Here is a 20,733-nt window from a genome sequence, read left to right on the forward strand (position 1 = left end):
GGGAAATGGGAACCTTATTACTTCGGCAGTGATGAGTAAGCCTAAGGATGGGGTATGACGCAGAGAAAACAGCGAGCTCGATCGGTTCCCTCTCCCTGTGGGAGAGGGTTAGGGTGAGGGGTCATTACTCGGCTATCCCGAATTCTCTCCTCATTGGTAAATGATTAAATATAACCGGGTTCCCACCTGGAAATATTCATGAAATTTTTAGTTCAACACCTGTCAGCTAATTCATACATTTCATTAATGCCTATAGATTTTATATAACCCGGAACTCTGCTTGAATCGAGATAATGTAATTATCATATTATTATGATTTTAAAGGATATTTCTAATATCCTATGAAAGCAGAGGTTATTAGTTAACAAGAAACTACAAGCGAATAAAAACAAATAATAGCCATGTGCGGTGGATCGAGTAGACTAGATGGTAATTTGTTCCGTCAGAGTATTTAAATCATGTCTACTGAAAGCGCGTCTTTAAAAAATCACAATACTTTTGCGCTCCCGGTCAACGCAGCGCATTTAGTCATTGCTGAAGAAATTGAAATGATGATTAAAGCCTGGCAGCAAGCGCAAAAGCGCCAAGAGCCACTGCTGGTACTCGGTGAAGGGAGCAACGTCCTGTTCCTGGAGGATTTTGCCGGTACGGTCATGATTAACCAGTTAAAAGGTATTACGGTCAGGGAAGAGCAGGACGCCTGGCATCTGCATGTCAGCGCCGGAGAGAATTGGCACCATCTGGTTAGCCAGATGCTCGAGCGTGGCATCCCCGGGCTGGAAAATCTGGCATTGATCCCAGGTTTGGTCGGTTCGGCCCCGATCCAGAATATCGGGGCGTACGGCATTGAGCTCAAACAGGTCTGTGAGTATGTCGACCTGCTGAACCTGACTACGGGTGAAATCGATCGCATGGATCCTGAACGCTGCCAGTTTGGTTACCGAGAAAGCGTTTTTAAGCATGAGCTTAAGCAAGGCTTCGTGATTGTGGGCGTTGGTTTGCGGCTTAGCAAACGGTGGATCCCGTTGCTGAACTACGGCGACCTTACCAAGCTGGATCCCAAGACGGTAACGCCGCAGCAGGTATTTGATACGGTATGCGCCATGCGGCGCAGCAAGCTACCGGATCCACGTATTACCGGCAATGCAGGCAGCTTCTTTAAAAACCCACTGGTGAGCGGGGAAGCCGCTAAAACGTTATTAGCCCAATATCCTGCAATGCCGCATTATCCACAGCCGGACGGACAAGAAAAGTTGGCTGCCGGTTGGCTGATCGATCAATGTTCACTCAAGGGGCATCAGATCGGTGGCGCAGCGGTGCACCGCCAACAGGCCCTGGTATTGGTAAATGCCGACAATGCCAGCAGCCAGGATGTTGTGGCACTGGCCAGGCACGTGCGCAATACGGTAGCGTCGAAATTCGATGTCTGGTTAGAACCGGAGGTACGTTTTATGGGGGCCACTGGTGAGCTGGATGCCGTAGAGGTCATTTCATGAGAGACACCACAGTACCACTGAAGATCATCTCCCTGCTGGCGGACGGCGAGTTCCACTCTGGCGAACATTTAGGTGAGTCATTGGGCATGAGCCGCGCAGCGATTAACAAGCATATTCAGACCATCCGGGAGTGGGGGTTGGATGTGTTCACGGTTCCGGGGAAAGGCTATAGCCTGCCTGCGGCGCTCAACTTGCTGGATGCTGAGCGTATTCTTGGCCTACTGGAAGACAAGCGGGTCACGGTGTTGCCCGTGGTTGATTCTACCAACCAGTATCTGTTGGACAGGCTTGCAGAACTGACTTCCGGTGATGCCTGTATAGCCGAGTATCAGCAGGCAGGGCGTGGGCGGCGTGGGCGGCAGTGGGTTTCGCCTTTCGGGGCCAACCTTTATTTATCCATGTTCTGGCGTCTTGAACAAGGGCCGGCGGCTGCGATGGGGCTGAGCCTGGTGATTGGTATCGTGATGGCAGAAGTGTTGCAGCGTCTCGGTGCAGAACAGGTCCGTGTGAAGTGGCCTAATGATTTATACCTTAACGATCGCAAGTTGGCCGGTATTCTGGTTGAGTTGACCGGTAAAACCGGGGATGCAGCCCAGTTGGTGCTGGGAGCAGGCATCAATATGGCGATGCGCGAAACCAACGCCAGTCAGATCGATCAGCGCTGGATCAACTTACAGGAAGCCGGGATCACTATCGATCGTAATGAATTGGCCGCCAAATTGCTTAATGAGTTACGCAATTCATTACGGCAATTTGAAATAGATGGGTTAGCTCCCTTTATTTCACGCTGGCGTAAATTAGATAATTTTATCGATCGTCCGGTTAAGCTATTAATTGGTGAACAACAGATTTTCGGTATTGCCCGCGGTATTGATCAACAGGGTGCATTGCTGCTAGAGCAGGAAGGGGTAATTAAACCCTTTATTGGTGGTGAAATATCTTTGCGGAGTGCTGAATAAGCTAAAATAAGGGAGGCCAGTGGCCTCTCTTACGCTATCAGATTATTTCCGTAACCGCACACTTTCCACCGCGTGATTGGCACTTTTAGTCATAATCAAGCTGGCCCTCTCGCGAGTTGGTAAGATATTCTGCTGTAAATTCAATCCGTTAATCTCATTCCACAGCTGAGTAGCGATGTTGATCGCCTCTGTTTCCGGCAACTGCGCATAGCTATGGAAATAGGAGTCTGGGTTAGAGAACGCACCCTGACGGAATTTCAGGAAGCGGTTGATATACCAGCTTTGCAATAGATCGCCAGGGGCATCGACATAGATTGAGAAATCAACAAAGTCGGAGACAAATACCCGGTGAGGATCGTGTGGATAGTCCATGCCGCTTTGCAAAACATTCAATCCTTCCAGGATCAGAATATCAGGCTGTTCGATAACTTTATTGCCTTCAGGAACGACGTCATAGATCAGGTGAGAATAAACCGGTGCAGTAACACGTTTGGCACCGGATTTAACTTCCGAAACGAATTTCACCAGGCTATGCATATCGTAGGATTGCGGGAACCCTTTCTTCTTCATCAGACCGCGCTCGTTCAGCACCTTGTTCGGGTGCAGAAAACCGTCTGTGGTGATCAGCTCCACGCTACGATGTTCCGGCCAGCGGCTCAACAATGCCTGCAATAAACGCGCCGTGGTACTTTTACCCACGGCTACGCTGCCAGCAATGCCGATCACATAAGGAATACGTTGGCCATCGGTACCAAGGAATTGCTCCAGAACTGCCTGGCGACGCAGGTTAGAACTGATATAGAAGTTCAGCAACCGTGAGAGCGGCAAGTAGATCTGTGCGACTTCTTCCAAGGAGAGATCTTCGTTAATCCCTTTGAGTTTAACAATCTCTTCTTCCGACAGCGTCAGCGGCACCGAATCCCGTAACGCGGCCCACTGGCTGCGATCGAACTGAAGGTACGGCGTCGCTAAAGATTGATCTCTTTTTATCATAAGCCAAATTCTGCCTGTTAACGCAGGTTGGGAAAGGCGCTGGACGCCAACTCCAGATAATAATCAAACTGCATATTATAGACAGCTGGCTTTTAGGCGTAGACTTTTTTCGCAAATGTGGTCGATTAGTGGCAGTTTTTACCAATAGTGCGAACAGGCACGCAATTGAGAAAGAGCCTGTTGCAAGGCGGTATCACTGGGCAATGATACCGTTTTCAGGTCAGCTGGCGGCGGCGCGAGAGGGTTGTTGAACGGCAAACAGCCGCTTGTAGTAAATCGCCGTAGGGTGGTAATACCCGTCGGGAGTTGCGGCGTAATCGGGTATCTCCCCCAGGCAACGATAGCCCAACGAGCGATACAGCCCTTCGGCTGCAGAACCGGCTTGGGTGTCCAGATAAAGCAGGCCACGGTGGATCTCAAGTGCCATTTTCTCCAGCGCTTTCATCAACGCCTGGCCAACGCCATTGCGGCGGGCGCGGCTGTGCACCAGCAGTTTTTGTACTTCGGCCCGGTTGCGACCGTTCGGCTTTTGACACAGGGCGAGTTGGGCTGTGCCAATGACGCCTCTCTCGTCTCTGGCAATCCACAATAGTAATTCTCCTTTGGCCAGCGCTGGGCGCAGGCTATGGAAGTAGCTCTCGGCATCTTCGTGGGGAATTTGCGTGTCGTAGCCAACAGAAGCTCCGTGAGTGACTGCATCGGTGAGCAACTGCGCCAGTTCGGCGCGGTAAATGGGTAGCGTTGCCGCGTTGAGCAGGACAATTTTCATCGATCATACCTCCTGGCTGTTAGGGATAATGAAGATAAGCAATAAGCGGGCCAATACGGTTAACCTGTGCGGATGCAGCTAATCCAGGGACGAAAGCGGTATATAGGCACCATCAGAGAGCACTGTGCTCTTTGTGGTGCACTATCCCGATCGCGACTTTCAACTGCTGGGCTATCTTTGGTTGGGCGACACGGCAAAGTGCCGGGAAAGCCTCCGCAGGGGAGGTCTAAAATAGTTTAGATTAATGCCCATAATTGATGAAATTTTGCGCCTCAATGGTGAAAAATTGCGAGCCGGATGCCGAAATCGGCTGATTTATGAGCGATAGGGCTTGGATCGCAATTTTTTTGTTGCATAGGCCGTCAGCTCTACCTAGAATGCGCTGCACTTGATGCCGGCTTAGCTCAGTAGGTAGAGCAACTGACTTGTAATCAGTAGGTCACCAGTTCGATTCCGGTAGCCGGCACCATTCAAGTATCAAGTGGTCAGTAAGTAGTTAAAATCTGGTGGGGTTCCCGAGCGGCCAAAGGGAGCAGACTGTAAATCTGCCGTCACAGACTTCGAAGGTTCGAATCCTTCCCCCACCACCATATTAGACTCAAGGCACTGGGTCACACCGAGCGGTAATGCTGAGACTGGCGCCGATCGGGGAAGGGTAAGAACCTTCGACAAGGTTCGAGTCTCATGAAATGAGACAACGCGCTTTAGCGCGGCCCAACGGGTGAGGAACGAAGTGACGAATAATCCTTCCCCCACCACCATATTAGACTCAAGGTACTGGGTCACACCGAGCGGTAATGCTGAGACTGGCGCCGATCGGGGAAGGGTAAGAACCTTCGACAAGGTTCGAGTCTCATGAAATGAGACAACGCGCTTTAGCGCGGCCCAACGGGTGAGGAACGAAGTGACGAATAATCCTTCCTCCACCACCAAATTAGACCCGAGGCACTGGGTCACACCGAGCGGTAATGCTGAATCAAGCGCCGAGCGGGGAAGGTGAAAACCTTCGAACAGTTCGCGCCGCGTAACGGAAGTTGCTGGCACGAAGGGTGAAGAGTTAAGCGACGAACAATCCTTCTTCTTCACCTTTAAAGTCTACAGAAAAGTCAGGTAGCCGAGTTCCAGGATGCGGGCATCGTATAATGGCTATTACCTCAGCCTTCCAAGCTGATGATGTGGGTTCGATTCCCACTGCCCGCTCCAAGATGTGCTGATATAGCTCAGTTGGTAGAGCGCACCCTTGGTAAGGGTGAGGTCGGCAGTTCGAATCTGCCTATCAGCACCACTTCTTAATTTCTCGCCCCCTGATTTTCTTTCTGTGTTCCTGAATTCAACAAGCAAATGCTTGGTTGATGTGGTGATACCACCGATTTATCCGTGTCTTAGAGGGACAATCGATGTCTAAAGAAAAATTTGAACGTTCAAAACCGCACGTTAACGTCGGTACTATCGGCCACGTTGACCACGGCAAAACTACCCTGACGGCTGCAATCACTACCGTTCTGGCTAAAACCTACGGTGGTTCTGCACGTGCTTTCGACCAGATCGATAACGCGCCAGAAGAAAAAGCTCGTGGTATCACCATCAACACTTCTCACGTTGAATATGACACCCCGACTCGTCACTACGCGCACGTTGACTGCCCAGGGCACGCCGACTACGTGAAAAACATGATCACCGGTGCTGCTCAGATGGACGGCGCTATCCTGGTTGTTGCTGCGACTGACGGCCCTATGCCTCAGACCCGTGAGCACATCCTGCTGGGTCGTCAGGTTGGCGTACCTTACATCATCGTATTCATGAACAAATGCGACATGGTTGATGATGAAGAGCTGCTGGAACTGGTAGAAATGGAAGTTCGTGAACTTCTGTCTGCTTATGACTTCCCTGGTGATGACCTGCCGGTTGTTCGTGGTTCTGCGCTGCAAGCGCTGAATGGCGAAGCTGAGTGGGAAGCTAAAATCATCGAGCTGGCCGGTTACCTGGATTCTTACATCCCAGAACCAGAGCGTGCTATCGACAAGCCGTTCCTGCTGCCAATCGAAGACGTCTTCTCCATCTCCGGTCGTGGTACCGTAGTTACCGGTCGTGTTGAGCGCGGTATCGTTAAAGTTGGCGAAGAAGTTGAAATCGTTGGTATCAAAGACACCGTTAAGTCTACCTGTACTGGCGTTGAAATGTTCCGCAAACTGCTGGACGAAGGCCGTGCCGGTGAGAACGTGGGTGTTCTGCTGCGTGGTATCAAGCGTGAAGACATCGAACGTGGTCAGGTACTGGCTAAACCAGGTTCCATCAAGCCACACACCAAGTTTGACTCAGAAGTGTATATCCTGAGCAAAGAAGAAGGTGGTCGTCATACTCCATTCTTCAAAGGCTACCGTCCACAGTTCTACTTCCGTACCACTGACGTGACCGGTACCATCGAACTGCCAGAAGGCGTAGAGATGGTAATGCCAGGCGATAACGTGAACATGGTTGTTACCCTGATCCACCCAATCGCGATGGACGACGGTCTGCGTTTCGCAATCCGTGAAGGCGGCCGTACTGTAGGTGCGGGCGTTGTTGCTAAAGTTATCGCTTAATCGCGGATAATATTTGACGCGACATGCGATAAAAGGGCATCATTTGATGCCCTTTTTCTACGCTGTGAACTAGAACCTATCTCATCAGCGATTTTGCAGTCATAATCATTGGTGAGATGGGCTCTTTTAAACGGTATTGACTGAAATACGTCATGGCGTAAAACACCGAGATGCTGCCAAGCGGCATCTGTTCGGTTTGGTTTGCCTCGCATTGCGAGGCAAAGTTGTTTGTTCGAATCATTAGTGACAGGTTGGTTTATGAGTGCGAATACCGAGGCTCAAGGGAGCGGGCGCGGCCTTGAAGCGGCCAAGTGGTCAATCGTCGCCGTTCTGTTGGTTGTGGCTATCGTCGGTAACTATTACTACCGTGATTTCAGCCTACCGCTGCGTGCGTTGGCCGTTGTCGTGGTTATTGCCGTTGCAGGTGCAGTGGCATTGATGACCACTAAAGGCAAAGCCACCGTTGCGTTTGCGCGCGAAGCGCGTACTGAAGTACGTAAAGTGATCTGGCCAACTCGTCAGGAAACGTTACACACCACGTTGATCGTTGCCGCGGTAACCGCCGTGATGTCACTGATTCTGTGGGGCCTGGATGGTATATTGGTCCGTCTGGTATCGTTTATTACTGGCCTGAGGTTCTAAAATGTCTGAAGCCCCAAAAAAACGCTGGTACGTCGTTCAGGCGTTTTCCGGTTTTGAAGGTCGCGTAGCGCAATCGCTGCGTGAACATATCAAACTGCACGATATGGAAGAGCTGTTCGGCGAAGTCATGGTTCCCACCGAAGAAGTGGTGGAGATCCGTGGCGGTCTACGTCGTAAGAGTGAGCGTAAATTCTTCCCTGGCTATGTACTGGTTCAGATGGTGATGAATGACGCCAGCTGGCACCTGGTGCGCAGTGTTCCTCGTGTTATGGGCTTCATCGGTGGAACGTCCGATCGTCCTGCACCGATCAGCGATAAAGAAGTGGACGCCATTATGAACCGCCTGCAGCAGGCTGGTGATAAACCACGTCCGAAAACGATGTTCGAGCCGGGTGAACTGGTGCGCGTCAACGATGGTCCATTTGCTGACTTTAACGGTGTCGTTGAAGAAGTGGACTACGAGAAGAGCCGCCTGAAAGTGTCTGTCTCCATCTTTGGCCGTGCAACGCCGGTGGAATTGGACTTTAGCCAGGTAGAAAAAGGCTGATCAAATAATCAGCAAGGCGAGCGAATTTGTGGCTTGTCAGAGGCGCGAAATTGAACTACAATTTCGCGCCTTTTGTTTTTAGATGTCTTGCTCTTGTAGCGGGACGAAACACGGGGAGCCTCTCAGGAGGCGATATTACCCAAACGAGGAAATTTCAATGGCCAAGAAAGTACAAGCCTACGTTAAGCTGCAAGTTGCAGCCGGTATGGCTAACCCAAGTCCACCAGTTGGTCCAGCTCTGGGTCAGCAAGGTGTTAACATCATGGAATTCTGTAAGGCATTTAACGCTAAGACTGACAGCGTTGAGAAAGGCCTGCCGATCCCGGTTGTTATTACCGTTTATTCTGATCGCTCCTTCACTTTCGTAACCAAAACCCCGCCGGCAGCAGTTCTGCTGAAGAAAGCGGCTGGTGTTAAGTCTGGTTCCGGCAAGCCGAACAAAGATAAAGTTGGCAAAGTGACTAGTGCACAGGTTCGTGAAATCGCAGAAACCAAAGCTGCGGACATGACTGGTTCTGACGTTGCAGCGATGATTCGCTCCATCGAAGGTACTGCTCGTTCCATGGGCCTGGTAGTGGAGGATTAAGAAATGGCTAAGCTGACCAAGCGCATGCGCGTGATCCGTGACAAAGTTGATGCTACTAAACAGTATGACATCCTCGAAGCTGTTGCTCTGCTGAAAGAGCTGGCCACCGCTAAATTCGTAGAAAGCGTTGACGTTGCTGTTAACCTCGGCATCGACGCTCGTAAATCAGACCAAAACGTACGTGGTGCTACCGTTCTGCCACACGGCACCGGTCGCAGCGTTCGCGTTGCCGTATTTGCCCAGGGCCCTAACGCTGAAGCTGCTAAAGCTGCAGGCGCAGAGCTGGTAGGTATGGAAGATCTGGCTGACCTGATCAAGAAAGGCGAGATGAACTTCGACGTGGTTATTGCTTCCCCGGATGCAATGCGCGTTGTAGGTCAACTGGGCCAGGTTCTGGGTCCACGTGGTCTGATGCCTAACCCGAAAGTGGGTACCGTTACCCCTAACGTTGCAGAAGCTGTGAAGAACGCTAAAGCAGGTCAGGTTCGTTATCGTAACGATAAAAACGGTATCATCCATACCACTATCGGTAAGGTTGATTTCGATACAGACAAGCTGAAGGAAAACCTGGAGTCTCTGCTGGTTGCGCTGAAAAAAGCCAAACCATCTCAGGCGAAAGGCATGTACATCAAGAAAGTTAGCCTCTCCACCACCATGGGTGCTGGCGTTGCTATCGATCAAAGCGGTCTGAGTGCTGTAGCGAACTAATCACCTGGTGATTAATCGCTTTGACTTGGGGGTGGGATTCATCTAGAATCTTATCCCCCAAGGTTCTGCTACGTGCGGAACAACAGATTTTTCGGTTGGAGCCTGGCCTATCCAGGCCTCCGTCCAAGACCGCAGGTGTGCCGCAAGGCACTTAATCCTTCCTGCGTAGACGGTGACAGAGCCTAAAGAAATTTTTTCTTTTTTAAAAAGAATGGTCTTTGCTGGATTCTGCTCACCGTGTTAAGCCGCTCAACGGCGCGTGTTCGCACAAGCTGTTGAGTGAAGTGAGTTCCGGGGATTTTCCCCGGCTAAATCCAGGAGCAAAAAGCTAATGGCATTAAATCTTCAAGACAAACAAGCGATTGTTGCTGAAGTCAACGAAGTAGCCAAAGGCGCGCTGTCTGCGGTAGTTGCGGATTCTCGTGGCGTTACCGTTGATAAAATGACTGAACTGCGTAAAGCAGGTCGTGAAGCTGGCGTTTACATGCGTGTTGTTCGTAACACCTTGATGCGTCGCGTAGTTGAAGGCACTCCGTTCGAATGCCTGAAAGACACGTTTGTCGGTCCTACCTTGATTGCATTCTCTACTGAACACCCGGGCGCTGCTGCTCGTCTGTTCAAAGAGTTCGCGAAAGCGAATGCAAAATTTGAGGTTAAAGCTGCGGCCTTTGAAGGTGAGCTGATCCCTGCGGCACAAATCGACCGCTTGGCAACGCTGCCTACTTACGAAGAAGCAATCGCACGCCTGATGGCAACCATGAAAGAAGCCGCTGCCGGCAAATTGGTTCGCACTCTGGCTGCAGTACGCGATCAGAAAGAAGCGGCATAAGCCTCTTTCTTTCTTAGCCTTTGCTTACGTATTTAAACTATTTCTGAATTTTAGGAACTTTTGTTATGTCTATCACTAAAGACCAAATTATCGAAGGCGTTGCAGCCCTGTCTGTAATGGAAATCGTTGAACTGATCGCCGCTATGGAAGAGAAGTTCGGTGTTTCTGCTGCTGCTGTAGCTGCAGGTCCTGCTGCTGCTGTTGAAGCTGCTGAAGAAAAAACTGAATTCGACGTTGTACTGAAAGGTATCGGCGCGAACAAAGTTGCAGTAATCAAAGCAGTACGTGGCGCAACTGGCCTGGGTCTGAAAGAAGCTAAAGACCTGGTTGAGTCTGCACCAGCAGCACTGAAAGAAGGCATCAGCAAAGACGACGCTGAAGCACTGAAAAAAGCTCTGGAAGAAGCTGGCGCTGAAGTTGAAGTTAAATAAGCCACTGCTTTTGGAGTGCAGTCTGTTTTAACTAACAGACTGATGGCTGGTGACTTTTTGGTCACCAGCCTTTTTGCGCTGTAGGGCGTCAGTAGAGTTTCACACTGTTTGACTACTGGCTAACCCCAATATTTCTTTCTATCGACGACTTAATATACTGCCCTCTGCGCCGCAGCCGAATCTGCCGCCACGGCAATGAAATGATTTAAGCGTGATAGAAACGAGTATTGCGGAAAGTGTTCTCGCTTTCCGGTCAACAAAACGGTGTTGCATGAACCGTCCCCTATCCGGACGGACAAATAGGTTCGACTTTCCAGCGAGCTGAGGAACCCTATGGTTTACTCCTATACCGAGAAGAAACGTATTCGTAAGGATTTTGGTAAGCGTCCACAAGTTTTGGACATACCTTATCTCCTTTCTATCCAGCTTGACTCGTTCCAGAAATTTATCGAGCAAGATCCAGAAGGGCAGTACGGCTTAGAAGCCGCATTCCGTTCTGTTTTCCCGATCCAGAGTTACAGTGGCAATTCGGAGCTGCAATACGTTAGCTACCGTCTTGGTGAGCCGGTGTTTGACGTTAAAGAGTGCCAGATCCGTGGTGTGACGTACTCTGCACCGCTGCGCGTAAAACTGCGCCTGGTCATCTACGAACGTGAAGCACCAGAAGGTACGGTCAAAGACATCAAGGAACAAGAAGTCTATATGGGCGAAATTCCGCTCATGACCGAAAACGGTACCTTTGTCATTAACGGTACCGAGAGGGTTATCGTATCCCAGCTGCATCGTAGTCCTGGTGTGTTCTTCGACAGCGATAAGGGCAAAACCCACTCCTCGGGCAAAGTGCTGTATAACGCACGTATCATCCCTTACCGTGGTTCATGGCTGGATTTCGAGTTTGACCCGAAAGACAACCTGTTCGTGCGTATCGACCGTCGCCGCAAACTGCCTGCGACCATTATTCTGCGCGCGCTGAACTATACCACTGAGCAGATCCTTGACCTGTTCTTTGAGAAAATTGTTTTCGAGATCCGTGATAACAAGCTGCAGATGGAGCTGGTTCCAGAGCGTCTGCGTGGTGAAACTGCGTCCTTCGATATCGAAGCCAACGGTAAGATCTACGTTGAGAAAGCACGCCGTATCACCGCTCGTCATATCCGTCAGCTCGAAAAAGATGAAATTCACAGTATTGAAGTACCGGTTGAGTACATCGCGGGCAAAGTGGTCGCGAAGGACTATATCGATACCAATACCGGCGAACTGATCTGTGCAGCCAACATGGAGCTGTCACTGGATCTGTTGGCTAAGCTGAGCCAGTCAGGCCACAAGCGTATCGAAACGCTGTTCACCAACGATCTGGATCACGGTGCGTACATCTCTGAAACCGTACGTGTCGACCCAACCAGCGATCGTCTGAGCGCTCTGGTAGAAATCTACCGCATGATGCGCCCTGGTGAGCCACCAACGCGTGAAGCGGCGGAAAGCCTGTTCGAGAACCTGTTCTTCTCTGAAGATCGCTACGATCTGTCTGCGGTTGGCCGGATGAAGTTCAACCGTTCTCTGCTGCGTGACGAGATCGAAGGTTCGGGCATCCTGAGCAAAGACGACATCATCGAAGTGATGAAGAAGCTCATCGATATCCGTAACGGTAAAGGCGAAGTGGACGATATCGACCACTTGGGCAACCGTCGTATCCGTTCCGTTGGCGAAATGGCCGAGAACCAGTTCCGTGTCGGTCTGGTACGTGTTGAGCGTGCGGTGAAAGAGCGCCTGTCCCTGGGCGATCTGGATACCCTGATGCCTCAGGACATGATCAACGCCAAGCCAATTTCGGCGGCGGTGAAAGAGTTCTTCGGCTCAAGCCAGCTGTCCCAGTTTATGGACCAGAACAACCCGTTGTCCGAGATCACGCACAAGCGTCGTATCTCTGCATTGGGCCCAGGCGGTCTGACCCGTGAGCGTGCCGGCTTTGAAGTTCGAGACGTACACCCGACTCACTACGGTCGTGTGTGTCCAATCGAAACGCCGGAAGGTCCAAACATCGGTCTGATCAACTCCTTGTCCGTGTACGCACAGACCAACGAGTATGGCTTCCTGGAAACCCCGTACCGCCGCGTGCGTGACGGCGTGGTGACCGATGAAATCAACTATCTGTCTGCTATTGAAGAAGGCAACTTCGTTATCGCTCAGGCGAACTCCAACCTGGACGAAGAAGGCCGCTTCGAAGAAGACCTGGTTACCTGTCGTAGCAAAGGCGAATCAAGCCTGTTTAGCCGCGATCAGGTTGACTATATGGACGTATCAACCCAGCAGGTTGTATCCGTTGGTGCCTCACTGATCCCATTCCTGGAACACGATGACGCCAACCGTGCATTGATGGGTGCGAACATGCAACGTCAAGCGGTGCCAACCCTGCGTGCTGACAAGCCGCTGGTAGGTACCGGTATGGAACGTGCCGTAGCGGTTGACTCCGGTGTTACTGCCGTAGCCAAGCGTGGTGGTGTGATCCAGTACGTGGATGCTTCCCGTATCGTTATCAAAGTTAACGAAGACGAGATGTACCCGGGCGAAGCAGGTATCGATATTTATAACCTGACCAAGTACACCCGTTCTAACCAGAACACCTGTATCAACCAGATGCCTTGTGTGAATCTGGGTGAGCCAATCGAGCGCGGCGACGTGCTGGCAGATGGCCCGTCTACAGACCTGGGTGAACTGGCGTTGGGTCAGAACATGCGCGTCGCGTTCATGCCTTGGAACGGCTACAACTTCGAAGACTCCATCTTGGTCTCCGAGCGTGTGGTACAGGAAGATCGCTTCACCACCATCCATATTCAGGAACTGGCTTGCGTGTCTCGCGACACCAAACTGGGGCCGGAAGAGATCACCGCCGACATCCCTAACGTGGGTGAAGCAGCGCTCTCCAAACTGGATGAATCCGGTATCGTGTATATCGGTGCAGAAGTGACCGGTGGCGACATTCTGGTTGGTAAGGTAACGCCGAAGGGTGAAACCCAGCTGACGCCAGAAGAGAAGCTGCTGCGTGCGATCTTCGGTGAGAAAGCGTCTGACGTCAAAGACTCTTCTCTGCGCGTACCAAACGGCGTTTCCGGTACGGTTATCGACGTGCAGGTCTTTACCCGCGATGGCGTGGACAAAGACAAGCGTGCGTTGGAAATCGAAGAGATGCAGCTGAAGCAGGCGAAGAAAGACCTGACTGAAGAGCTGCAGATCCTGGAAGCTGGCCTGTTCGCTCGTATCCATGCGGTACTGGTTTCTGGTGGTATCGAAGCCGAGAAACTGAGCAAACTGCCACGCGATCGCTGGTTGGAACTGGGCCTGACCGACGAAGACAAGCAAAACCAGCTGGAACAGCTGGCAGAGCAGTACGACGAACTGAAATCCGACTTCGAGAAGAAGCTGGATGCCAAGCGTCGTAAGATCACCCAAGGCGACGATCTGGCACCAGGCGTGCTGAAAATCGTCAAGGTGTATCTGGCCGTTAAGCGTCAGATCCAACCGGGTGACAAGATGGCAGGCCGCCACGGTAACAAGGGTGTTATCTCCAAGATCAACCCGATCGAAGATATGCCTTACGATGAAAACGGTACGCCGGTTGACATCGTTCTGAACCCGCTGGGCGTTCCATCACGTATGAACATCGGTCAGATCCTGGAAACTCACCTGGGTATGGCGGCGAAAGGCATTGGTGAAAAGATCAACCAAATGCTCAAGCAGCACCAGGAAGTGGCCAAGCTGCGTGAATTCATCCAGAAGGCTTACGATCTGGGTGACGGCGTTTGCCAGAAAGTTGACCTGAACACCTTCACCGACGACGAAGTCTTGCGTCTGGCAGAGAACCTGAAAAAAGGTATGCCGATCGCAACGCCAGTCTTCGATGGTGCGAAAGAGTCAGAAATCAAGCAACTGCTGGAAATGGGCGGTATCCCGACTTCAGGTCAGATTACGCTGTTTGATGGCCGTACCGGCGAGCAGTTCGAGCGCCAGGTAACCGTCGGCTATATGTACATGCTGAAACTGAACCACTTGGTTGACGATAAGATGCACGCGCGTTCTACCGGTTCTTACAGCTTGGTGACTCAGCAGCCGCTGGGTGGTAAGGCGCAATTCGGTGGTCAGCGCTTCGGTGAGATGGAAGTGTGGGCGCTGGAAGCATACGGCGCAGCTTACACCTTGCAGGAAATGCTTACCGTTAAGTCGGATGACGTCAACGGCCGTACCAAGATGTACAAAAACATCGTGGATGGCGATCACCGTATGGAACCAGGCATGCCGGAGTCCTTCAACGTACTGTTGAAAGAAATCCGCTCGCTGGGTATCAACATCGAACTGGAAGGCGACTAATCGCTATTCCAGCTCTGGCTCCCGGCCTTAGGGAGCCAGAGGGTGGTTGTTCAGGTCACACGGGCGCACGATTTGTCAGCGTGCGCCCAACAGGTTTAACTCCGACAGGAGCCAATCCGTGAAAGACTTATTAAAGTTTCTGAAAGCGCAAACTAAGACCGAAGAGTTTGATGCGATCAAGATTGCTCTGGCATCGCCAGACATGATCCGTTCATGGTCGTTCGGTGAAGTTAAAAAGCCGGAAACCATTAACTACCGTACGTTCAAACCTGAGCGTGACGGCCTTTTCTGTGCCCGTATCTTTGGGCCGGTAAAAGATTACGAGTGCCTGTGCGGTAAGTACAAGCGCTTGAAACACCGTGGCGTGATTTGTGAGAAGTGCGGCGTTGAAGTGACCCAGACCAAAGTACGCCGTGAGCGTATGGGCCACATCGAACTGGCTTCCCCGACTGCGCACATCTGGTTCCTGAAATCGCTGCCTTCGCGCATCGGTTTGCTGCTGGATATGCCGCTGCGTGACATCGAACGTGTACTGTACTTCGAATCCTACGTGGTAGTCGAAGGCGGTATGACCAACCTCGAGCGTCGTCAGATCCTGACTGAAGAGCAGTATCTGGATGCGCTGGAAGAGTTTGGTGACGAATTCGACGCCAAGATGGGTGCGGAAGCTATTCAGGCCCTGTTGAAAAACATGGATCTGGAAGCAGAGTGTGAGCAGCTGCGTGAAGAGCTGAACGAAACCAACTCCGAAACCAAGCGTAAGAAGCTGACCAAGCGTATCAAGCTGCTGGAAGCGTTCGTGCAATCTGGTAACAAGCCAGAGTGGATGATCCTGACCGTGCTGCCGGTACTGCCGCCAGATCTGCGTCCATTGGTTCCACTGGATGGTGGCCGTTTCGCGACTTCAGATCTGAACGATCTGTACCGCCGCGTGATCAACCGTAACAACCGTCTGAAACGCCTGCTGGATCTGGCTGCGCCGGACATCATCGTGCGCAACGAAAAGCGTATGCTGCAAGAAGCGGTAGATGCCCTGCTGGATAACGGTCGTCGCGGTCGTGCCATCACCGGTTCCAACAAGCGTCCTCTGAAATCTTTGGCCGACATGATCAAAGGTAAGCAGGGTCGTTTCCGTCAGAACCTGTTGGGTAAACGTGTTGACTACTCTGGTCGTTCTGTTATCACCGTAGGTCCATACCTGCGTCTGCATCAGTGCGGTCTGCCGAAGAAAATGGCACTGGAGCTGTTCAAACCGTTCATCTACGGCAAGCTGGAACTGCGTGGCCTGGCCACAACGATCAAAGCCGCCAAGAAAATGGTTGAGCGCGAAGAAGCTGTCGTTTGGGATATCCTGGACGAAGTGATCCGCGAACACCCGGTACTGCTGAACCGTGCACCAACCCTGCACCGTTTGGGTATCCAGGCGTTTGAACCGGTTCTGATCGAAGGTAAAGCGATCCAGCTGCACCCGCTGGTTTGTGCGGCATACAACGCCGACTTCGATGGTGACCAGATGGCTGTTCACGTACCGTTGACGCTGGAAGCCCAGCTGGAAGCGCGTGCGTTGATGATGTCTACCAACAACATCCTGTCACCAGCGAACGGCGAGCCAATCATCGTTCCTTCTCAGGACGTTGTATTGGGTCTGTACTATATGACTCGTGACTGTGTTAACGCCAAAGGCGAAGGCATGGTTCTGACGGGTCCTAAAGAAGCTGAACGTGTTTACCGCGCCGGTCTGGCCTCTCTGCATGCACGCGTAAAAGTGCGTATTACAGAAGAGATCAAGAATACCGAAGGTGAATCTGTTCACCAGACTTCGATTATTGATACCACCATCGGTCGCGCCATCCTGTGGATGATCGTACCGCAAGGTCTGCCTTACTCGATCGTTAACCAGCCTCTGGGCAAGAAAGCGATCTCCAAGATGCTGAACACCTGTTACCGCATCCTGGGTCTGAAGCCGACCGTAATCTTCGCTGACCAGATCATGTACACCGGTTTTGCTTACGCTGCCCGTTCAGGCGCATCCGTAGGTATCGATGACATGGTTATCCCAGCCAAGAAAGCAGAGATCATCGAAGAAGCGGAAACCGAAGTTGCCGAGATCCAGGAGCAGTTCCAATCTGGTCTGGTTACTGCGGGCGAACGCTACAACAAAGTGATCGATATCTGGGCTGCGGCGAACGAACGTGTTGCTAAAGCGATGATGGAAAACCTGTCGGTTGAAGACGTGGTTAACCGTGACGGCGTGGTGGAACAACAAGTTTCCTTCAACAGCATCTTTATGATGGCCGACTCCGGTGCTCGTGGTTCTGCCGCTCAGATCCGTCAGTTGGCGGGTATGCGTGGCCTGATGGCCAAGCCAGATGGCTCCATCATCGAAACGCCAATCACTGCGAACTTCCGTGAAGGTCTGAACGTACTCCAGTACTTCATCTCCACGCACGGTGCTCGTAAAGGCTTGGCGGATACCGCACTGAAAACGGCAAACTCCGGTTATCTGACCCGTCGTCTGGTTGACGTGGCGCAGGACCTGGTAGTGACCGAAGACGACTGTGGTACTCACAACGGCATCATGATGACTCCGGTTATCGAAGGTGGTGACGTTAAAGAGCCACTGCGTGAACGCGTTCTGGGTCGTGTGACCGCTGAAGATGTCATCAAGCCGGGTACGGCTGACATCCTGGTGCCACGCAACACCCTGCTGAACGAGAAGACCTGTGACCTGTTGGAAGAGAACTCTGTCGACAGCGTTAAAGTCCGTTCCGTAGTTAGCTGTGAAACCGACTTTGGTGTGTGCGCCAACTGCTATGGTCGCGACCTGGCACGTGGTCACATCATCAACAAAGGTGAAGCCATCGGCGTTATCGCGGCCCAGTCCATCGGTGAGCCGGGTACACAGCTGACGATGCGTACGTTCCACATCGGTGGTGCGGCATCTCGTGCGGCAGCAGAATCCAGCATCCAGGTGAAGAACAAAGGTAGCCTGAAGCTGAGCAACGTGAAGTTCGTTATGAACGCTTCAGGCAAATTGGTAATTACCTCGCGTAACACCGAACTGAAGCTGATCGACGAATTCGGCCGTACCAAAGAAAGCTACAAAGTGCCTTACGGTGCCGTAATGGGCAAAGGTGATGGTGCAGAAGTTAACGGCGGCGAAACCGTTGCTAACTGGGATCCACACACCATGCCGGTTGTGACCGAGGTGAGCGGTTTCATTCGCTTCGCCGATATGGTTGACGGCCAGACCATTACCCGCCAGACCGACGAACTGACCGGTTTGTCTTCTCTGGTAGTACTGGACAGCGCAGAGCGTACCGGTAGCGGTAAAGACCTGCGTCCGGCACTGAAAATCGTTGATGCCAAAGGCGACGACGTATTGATCCCAGGTACTGATATGCCTGCTCAATACTTCCTGCCGGGTAAAGCGATTGTGCAGCTGGAAGACGGCATTCAGATCGGTGCGGGTGATACCCTGGCGCGTATTCCTCAGGAATCCGGCGGTACCAAGGATATTACCGGTGGTCTGCCACGCGTTGCGGATCTGTTCGAAGCACGTCGTCCGAAAGAGCCGGCAATCCTGGCTGAAATCAGCGGGATTATCTCGTTCGGTAAAGAGACCAAAGGCAAACGTCGCCTGGTGATCTCTCCACTGGATGGCAGCGACGCTTACGAAGAGATGATCCCTAAATGGCGTCAGCTCAACGTGTTCGAAGGTGAAATTGTGGAACGTGGTGACGTTGTTTCTGACGGCCCAGAATCTCCACATGACATTCTGCGTCTGCGTGGTGTGCATGCGGTTACCCGCTACATCACCAACGAAGTGCAGGAAGTTTACCGTCTGCAAGGCGTTAAGATTAACGATAAACACATCGAAGTTATCGTTCGTCAGATGCTGCGTAAAGGGACCATCGTTAGCGCTGGTAGCACCGAGTTCCTGGAAGGCGAACAGGCTGAAGTATCACGCGTCAAGATTGCTAACCGTAAGCTTGCTGCTGAAGGCAAGATCGAAGCAACCTTCTCACGCGATCTGCTGGGTATCACCAAGGCATCCTTGGCCACCGAGTCCTTCATCTCTGCTGCATCGTTCCAGGAAACGACGCGCGTTCTCACCGAAGCGGCTGTTGCCGGTAAGCGTGATGAACTGCGCGGCCTGAAAGAGAACGTGATCGTGGGCCGTCTGATCCCAGCCGGTACCGGTTACGCTTATCACCAGGATCGTATGCGCCGTAAGGCTCTGGGTGAAGCTCCGGTTGTTCCGCTGGTTAGCGCGGAAGAAGCGACAGCCAACCTGGCCGAATTGCTCAACGCTGGCAACCTGGGTGGCAGTGACGAATAAGTCACCTCATCCTTGACTGCACGTTTTTGCAGTGAATGACTAAAGCCCTGGCTATCCTAGCCGGGGCTTTTTGTTGTACAGTGCTGTAAAGTTAAAATAACGGGACAGGCATGGATACCTCAACTTCAGTCATTGGCAGCAGCTCTGCCAACAACGAAATAACCTCACCACCCCAGTACTCTCAGCGCCGGGCGCGGCGTGCCGCCTGGGGAAGCTTTGTTGGCGCCGTAGTCGATTGGTACGACTTCCTACTGTACGGAATAGTTGCCGCTTTAGTCTTTAACACCGAATTCTTCCCGCAGGTCAGCCCAACGATGGGCACGCTGGCTGCCTTTGGCACCTTTGGCGTCGGTTTCCTGTTCCGCCCGTTGGGTGGCATGGTATTCGGGCACTTTGGCGATAAGCTGGGCCGTAAGCGTATGCTGATGATCACCGTCTGGATGATGGGGATCTCTACGGCGTTGATTGGTCTGCTGCCCTCTTTTGCTTCGGTTGGCTGGTGGGCTCCAGTTATGCTGGTTGTGCTACGTGCCGTGCAAGGGTTTGCCGTGGGTGGTGAATGGGGCGGCGCTGCCTTGCTGGCGGTAGAAAGCGCACCGAAGAAGAGAAAAGCCTTTTACAGCAGCGGCGTACAGATTGGTTTCGGCGTCGGGCTGCTGTTGGCTACCGGCTCGGTTTCCTTGGTCAGCCACTACACCAGCAACGCGGACTTTATCAACTGGGGCTGGCGTTTACCGTTCCTGTTCAGCCTGGTTCTGGTCGCCATTGCCTGGTGGATCCGTAACGGCATGGACGAGTCGCAGGAGTTTGAAGCCAATAAAGCGCTGCACGAACGGGCCGAGAAAATCCGTAAGTTCCCGATCTTTGAGGCGTTGCGCCAGAATCCCAAAGCCTTCTTGTTGATCATTGCCCTACGCTTTGGCGAACTGCTGACGATGTATATCGTCACGGCCTTTGCCATGAACTACTCAACCACCCATCTTGGTCTGTCACGGGATCTGTTCCTGAATATCGGTCTGCTGGTGGGGGCGGTGAGCTGTGTCTCGATCCCGTTCTTTGCTTATTTGGCCGACAGCTTTGGCAGACGACGGATCTACGTGACGGGAGCATTGATTGGCGTTGCCAGCACGATACCGTTTTTCATGGCGCTCGAGAGCCGTAACACGGTGATGATTATCTTCTTTGCCATCATGCTGGGAAATATGGCGCACGACATGCTGGTTAGCGTGCAGCAGCCGATGTTTACCGAGCTGTTCGGTACCGCATACCGCTATAGCGGAGCCGGAGTAGGCTACCAAGTCGCTAGCGTGGTCGGCGGGGGTTTCACGCCGTTTATTGCCGTATTGCTGGTGGAGTTGATGGACGGCTCCTGGCATCTGGTTGCCGCCTATCTGGCGCTGGGGTGCCTGCTTTCAGCCATTGTGGGGATGCGTATGAAACCTCAGGCGGCGGATTGAAACGTTGACAGGGGCGCAGTGTATGTACGG

At 52.2% G+C, this 20,733-nt stretch carries 14 protein-coding genes, 4 tRNA genes and 2 other RNA genes; 18 read left to right on the forward strand and 2 right to left on the reverse strand.

The features are described 5' to 3' along the window. Positions 1-458: 458 nt before the first annotated feature. Both murB and birA read left to right on the forward strand, forming a co-directional pair. Positions 459-1,496, forward strand: a complete 1,038-nt coding sequence (murB, locus tag ABIE29_RS22900; protein WP_429621578.1) for a UDP-N-acetylmuramate dehydrogenase — start codon at positions 459-461, stop codon at positions 1,494-1,496. Next, the gene (birA, locus tag ABIE29_RS22905) at positions 1,493-2,455 is read left to right on the forward strand and encodes a bifunctional biotin--[acetyl-CoA-carboxylase] ligase/biotin operon repressor BirA (protein ID WP_429621580.1); all 963 of its coding nucleotides are present in this window, start codon (positions 1,493-1,495) and stop codon (positions 2,453-2,455) included. Before murB ends, birA begins: the two co-directional genes overlap by 4 nt. 42 nt (positions 2,456-2,497) lie before the next feature. Here birA and coaA read toward each other — a convergent pair whose 3' ends face one another. Together coaA and ABIE29_RS22915 are read right to left on the reverse strand one after the other, a co-directional pair. After that, positions 2,498-3,448, reverse strand: a complete 951-nt coding sequence (gene coaA / locus ABIE29_RS22910; RefSeq protein WP_021808140.1) for a type I pantothenate kinase — start codon at positions 3,446-3,448, stop codon at positions 2,498-2,500. Positions 3,449-3,668: 220 nt separating this feature from the next. Continuing rightward, complete coding sequence (locus ABIE29_RS22915) at positions 3,669-4,217, reverse strand: N-acetyltransferase family protein (protein WP_429621582.1); 549 nt, start codon at positions 4,215-4,217, stop codon at positions 3,669-3,671. Positions 4,218-4,610: 393 nt separating this feature from the next. Here ABIE29_RS22915 and ABIE29_RS22920 point away from each other — a divergent pair. The 16 genes from ABIE29_RS22920 to shiA all read left to right on the forward strand — a co-directional run bounded on the left by ABIE29_RS22920 (position 4,611) and on the right by shiA (position 20,703). Further along, a tRNA-Thr gene (locus ABIE29_RS22920) sits at positions 4,611-4,686 on the forward strand. Positions 4,687-4,722: 36 nt separating this feature from the next. Beyond that, positions 4,723-4,807: transfer RNA gene (locus tag ABIE29_RS22925), tRNA-Tyr, on the forward strand. Between the two features lie 44 nt (positions 4,808-4,851). Continuing rightward, positions 4,852-4,978, forward strand: a non-coding RNA gene (locus ABIE29_RS22930) — RtT sRNA. 44 nt (positions 4,979-5,022) lie between these two features. Beyond that, positions 5,023-5,149, forward strand: a non-coding RNA gene (locus ABIE29_RS22935) — RtT sRNA. Between the two features lie 196 nt (positions 5,150-5,345). Then, a tRNA-Gly gene (locus ABIE29_RS22940) sits at positions 5,346-5,420 on the forward strand. Between the two features lie 6 nt (positions 5,421-5,426). After that, positions 5,427-5,502: transfer RNA gene (locus ABIE29_RS22945), tRNA-Thr, on the forward strand. Positions 5,503-5,614: 112 nt separating this feature from the next. Next, positions 5,615-6,799 carry an elongation factor Tu gene (tuf, locus tag ABIE29_RS22950; RefSeq protein ID WP_429621584.1) on the forward strand — a complete coding sequence of 395 codons (1,185 nt, stop codon included), beginning with the start codon at positions 5,615-5,617 and terminating at the stop codon, positions 6,797-6,799. A 258-nt stretch (positions 6,800-7,057) separates the two neighbouring features. Beyond that, positions 7,058-7,441 carry a preprotein translocase subunit SecE gene (secE, locus tag ABIE29_RS22955; protein ID WP_021182153.1) on the forward strand — a complete coding sequence of 128 codons (384 nt, stop codon included), beginning with the start codon at positions 7,058-7,060 and terminating at the stop codon, positions 7,439-7,441. A gap of 1 nt (position 7,442) precedes the next feature. After that, entirely contained in the window at positions 7,443-7,988 is a 546-nt protein-coding gene (gene nusG, locus ABIE29_RS22960) for a transcription termination/antitermination protein NusG (RefSeq protein WP_021182154.1), read from the forward strand. 157 nt (positions 7,989-8,145) lie between these two features. Further along, on the forward strand, positions 8,146-8,574 hold the full coding sequence (rplK, locus tag ABIE29_RS22965; RefSeq protein ID WP_141130970.1) for a 50S ribosomal protein L11: 429 nt from the start codon (positions 8,146-8,148) through the stop codon (positions 8,572-8,574). 3 nt (positions 8,575-8,577) lie between these two features. Further along, positions 8,578-9,282, forward strand: a complete 705-nt coding sequence (gene rplA, locus ABIE29_RS22970) for a 50S ribosomal protein L1 (RefSeq protein WP_021182156.1) — start codon at positions 8,578-8,580, stop codon at positions 9,280-9,282. Positions 9,283-9,613: 331 nt separating this feature from the next. Beyond that, positions 9,614-10,111 carry a 50S ribosomal protein L10 gene (gene rplJ, locus ABIE29_RS22975; RefSeq protein WP_021808069.1) on the forward strand — a complete coding sequence of 166 codons (498 nt, stop codon included), beginning with the start codon at positions 9,614-9,616 and terminating at the stop codon, positions 10,109-10,111. Between the two features lie 65 nt (positions 10,112-10,176). Continuing rightward, complete coding sequence (rplL, locus tag ABIE29_RS22980) at positions 10,177-10,542, forward strand: 50S ribosomal protein L7/L12 (RefSeq protein WP_021182158.1); 366 nt, start codon at positions 10,177-10,179, stop codon at positions 10,540-10,542. A gap of 333 nt (positions 10,543-10,875) precedes the next feature. Continuing rightward, positions 10,876-14,904 (forward strand): DNA-directed RNA polymerase subunit beta, encoded by a 4,029-nt coding sequence (gene rpoB, locus ABIE29_RS22985; protein WP_429621587.1) that lies wholly within the window; start codon positions 10,876-10,878, stop codon positions 14,902-14,904. Between the two features lie 118 nt (positions 14,905-15,022). Beyond that, entirely contained in the window at positions 15,023-19,246 is a 4,224-nt protein-coding gene (gene rpoC / locus ABIE29_RS22990; protein WP_429621589.1) for a DNA-directed RNA polymerase subunit beta', read from the forward strand. 110 nt (positions 19,247-19,356) lie between these two features. Next, the gene (shiA, locus tag ABIE29_RS22995) at positions 19,357-20,703 is read left to right on the forward strand and encodes a shikimate transporter (protein WP_429621591.1); all 1,347 of its coding nucleotides are present in this window, start codon (positions 19,357-19,359) and stop codon (positions 20,701-20,703) included. The last annotated feature ends 30 nt before the right edge of the window (positions 20,704-20,733 follow it).

Source organism: Serratia sp. 2723 (genome assembly GCF_050434425.1).
In the GTDB taxonomy this organism is placed as follows: domain Bacteria; phylum Pseudomonadota; class Gammaproteobacteria; order Enterobacterales; family Enterobacteriaceae; genus Chania.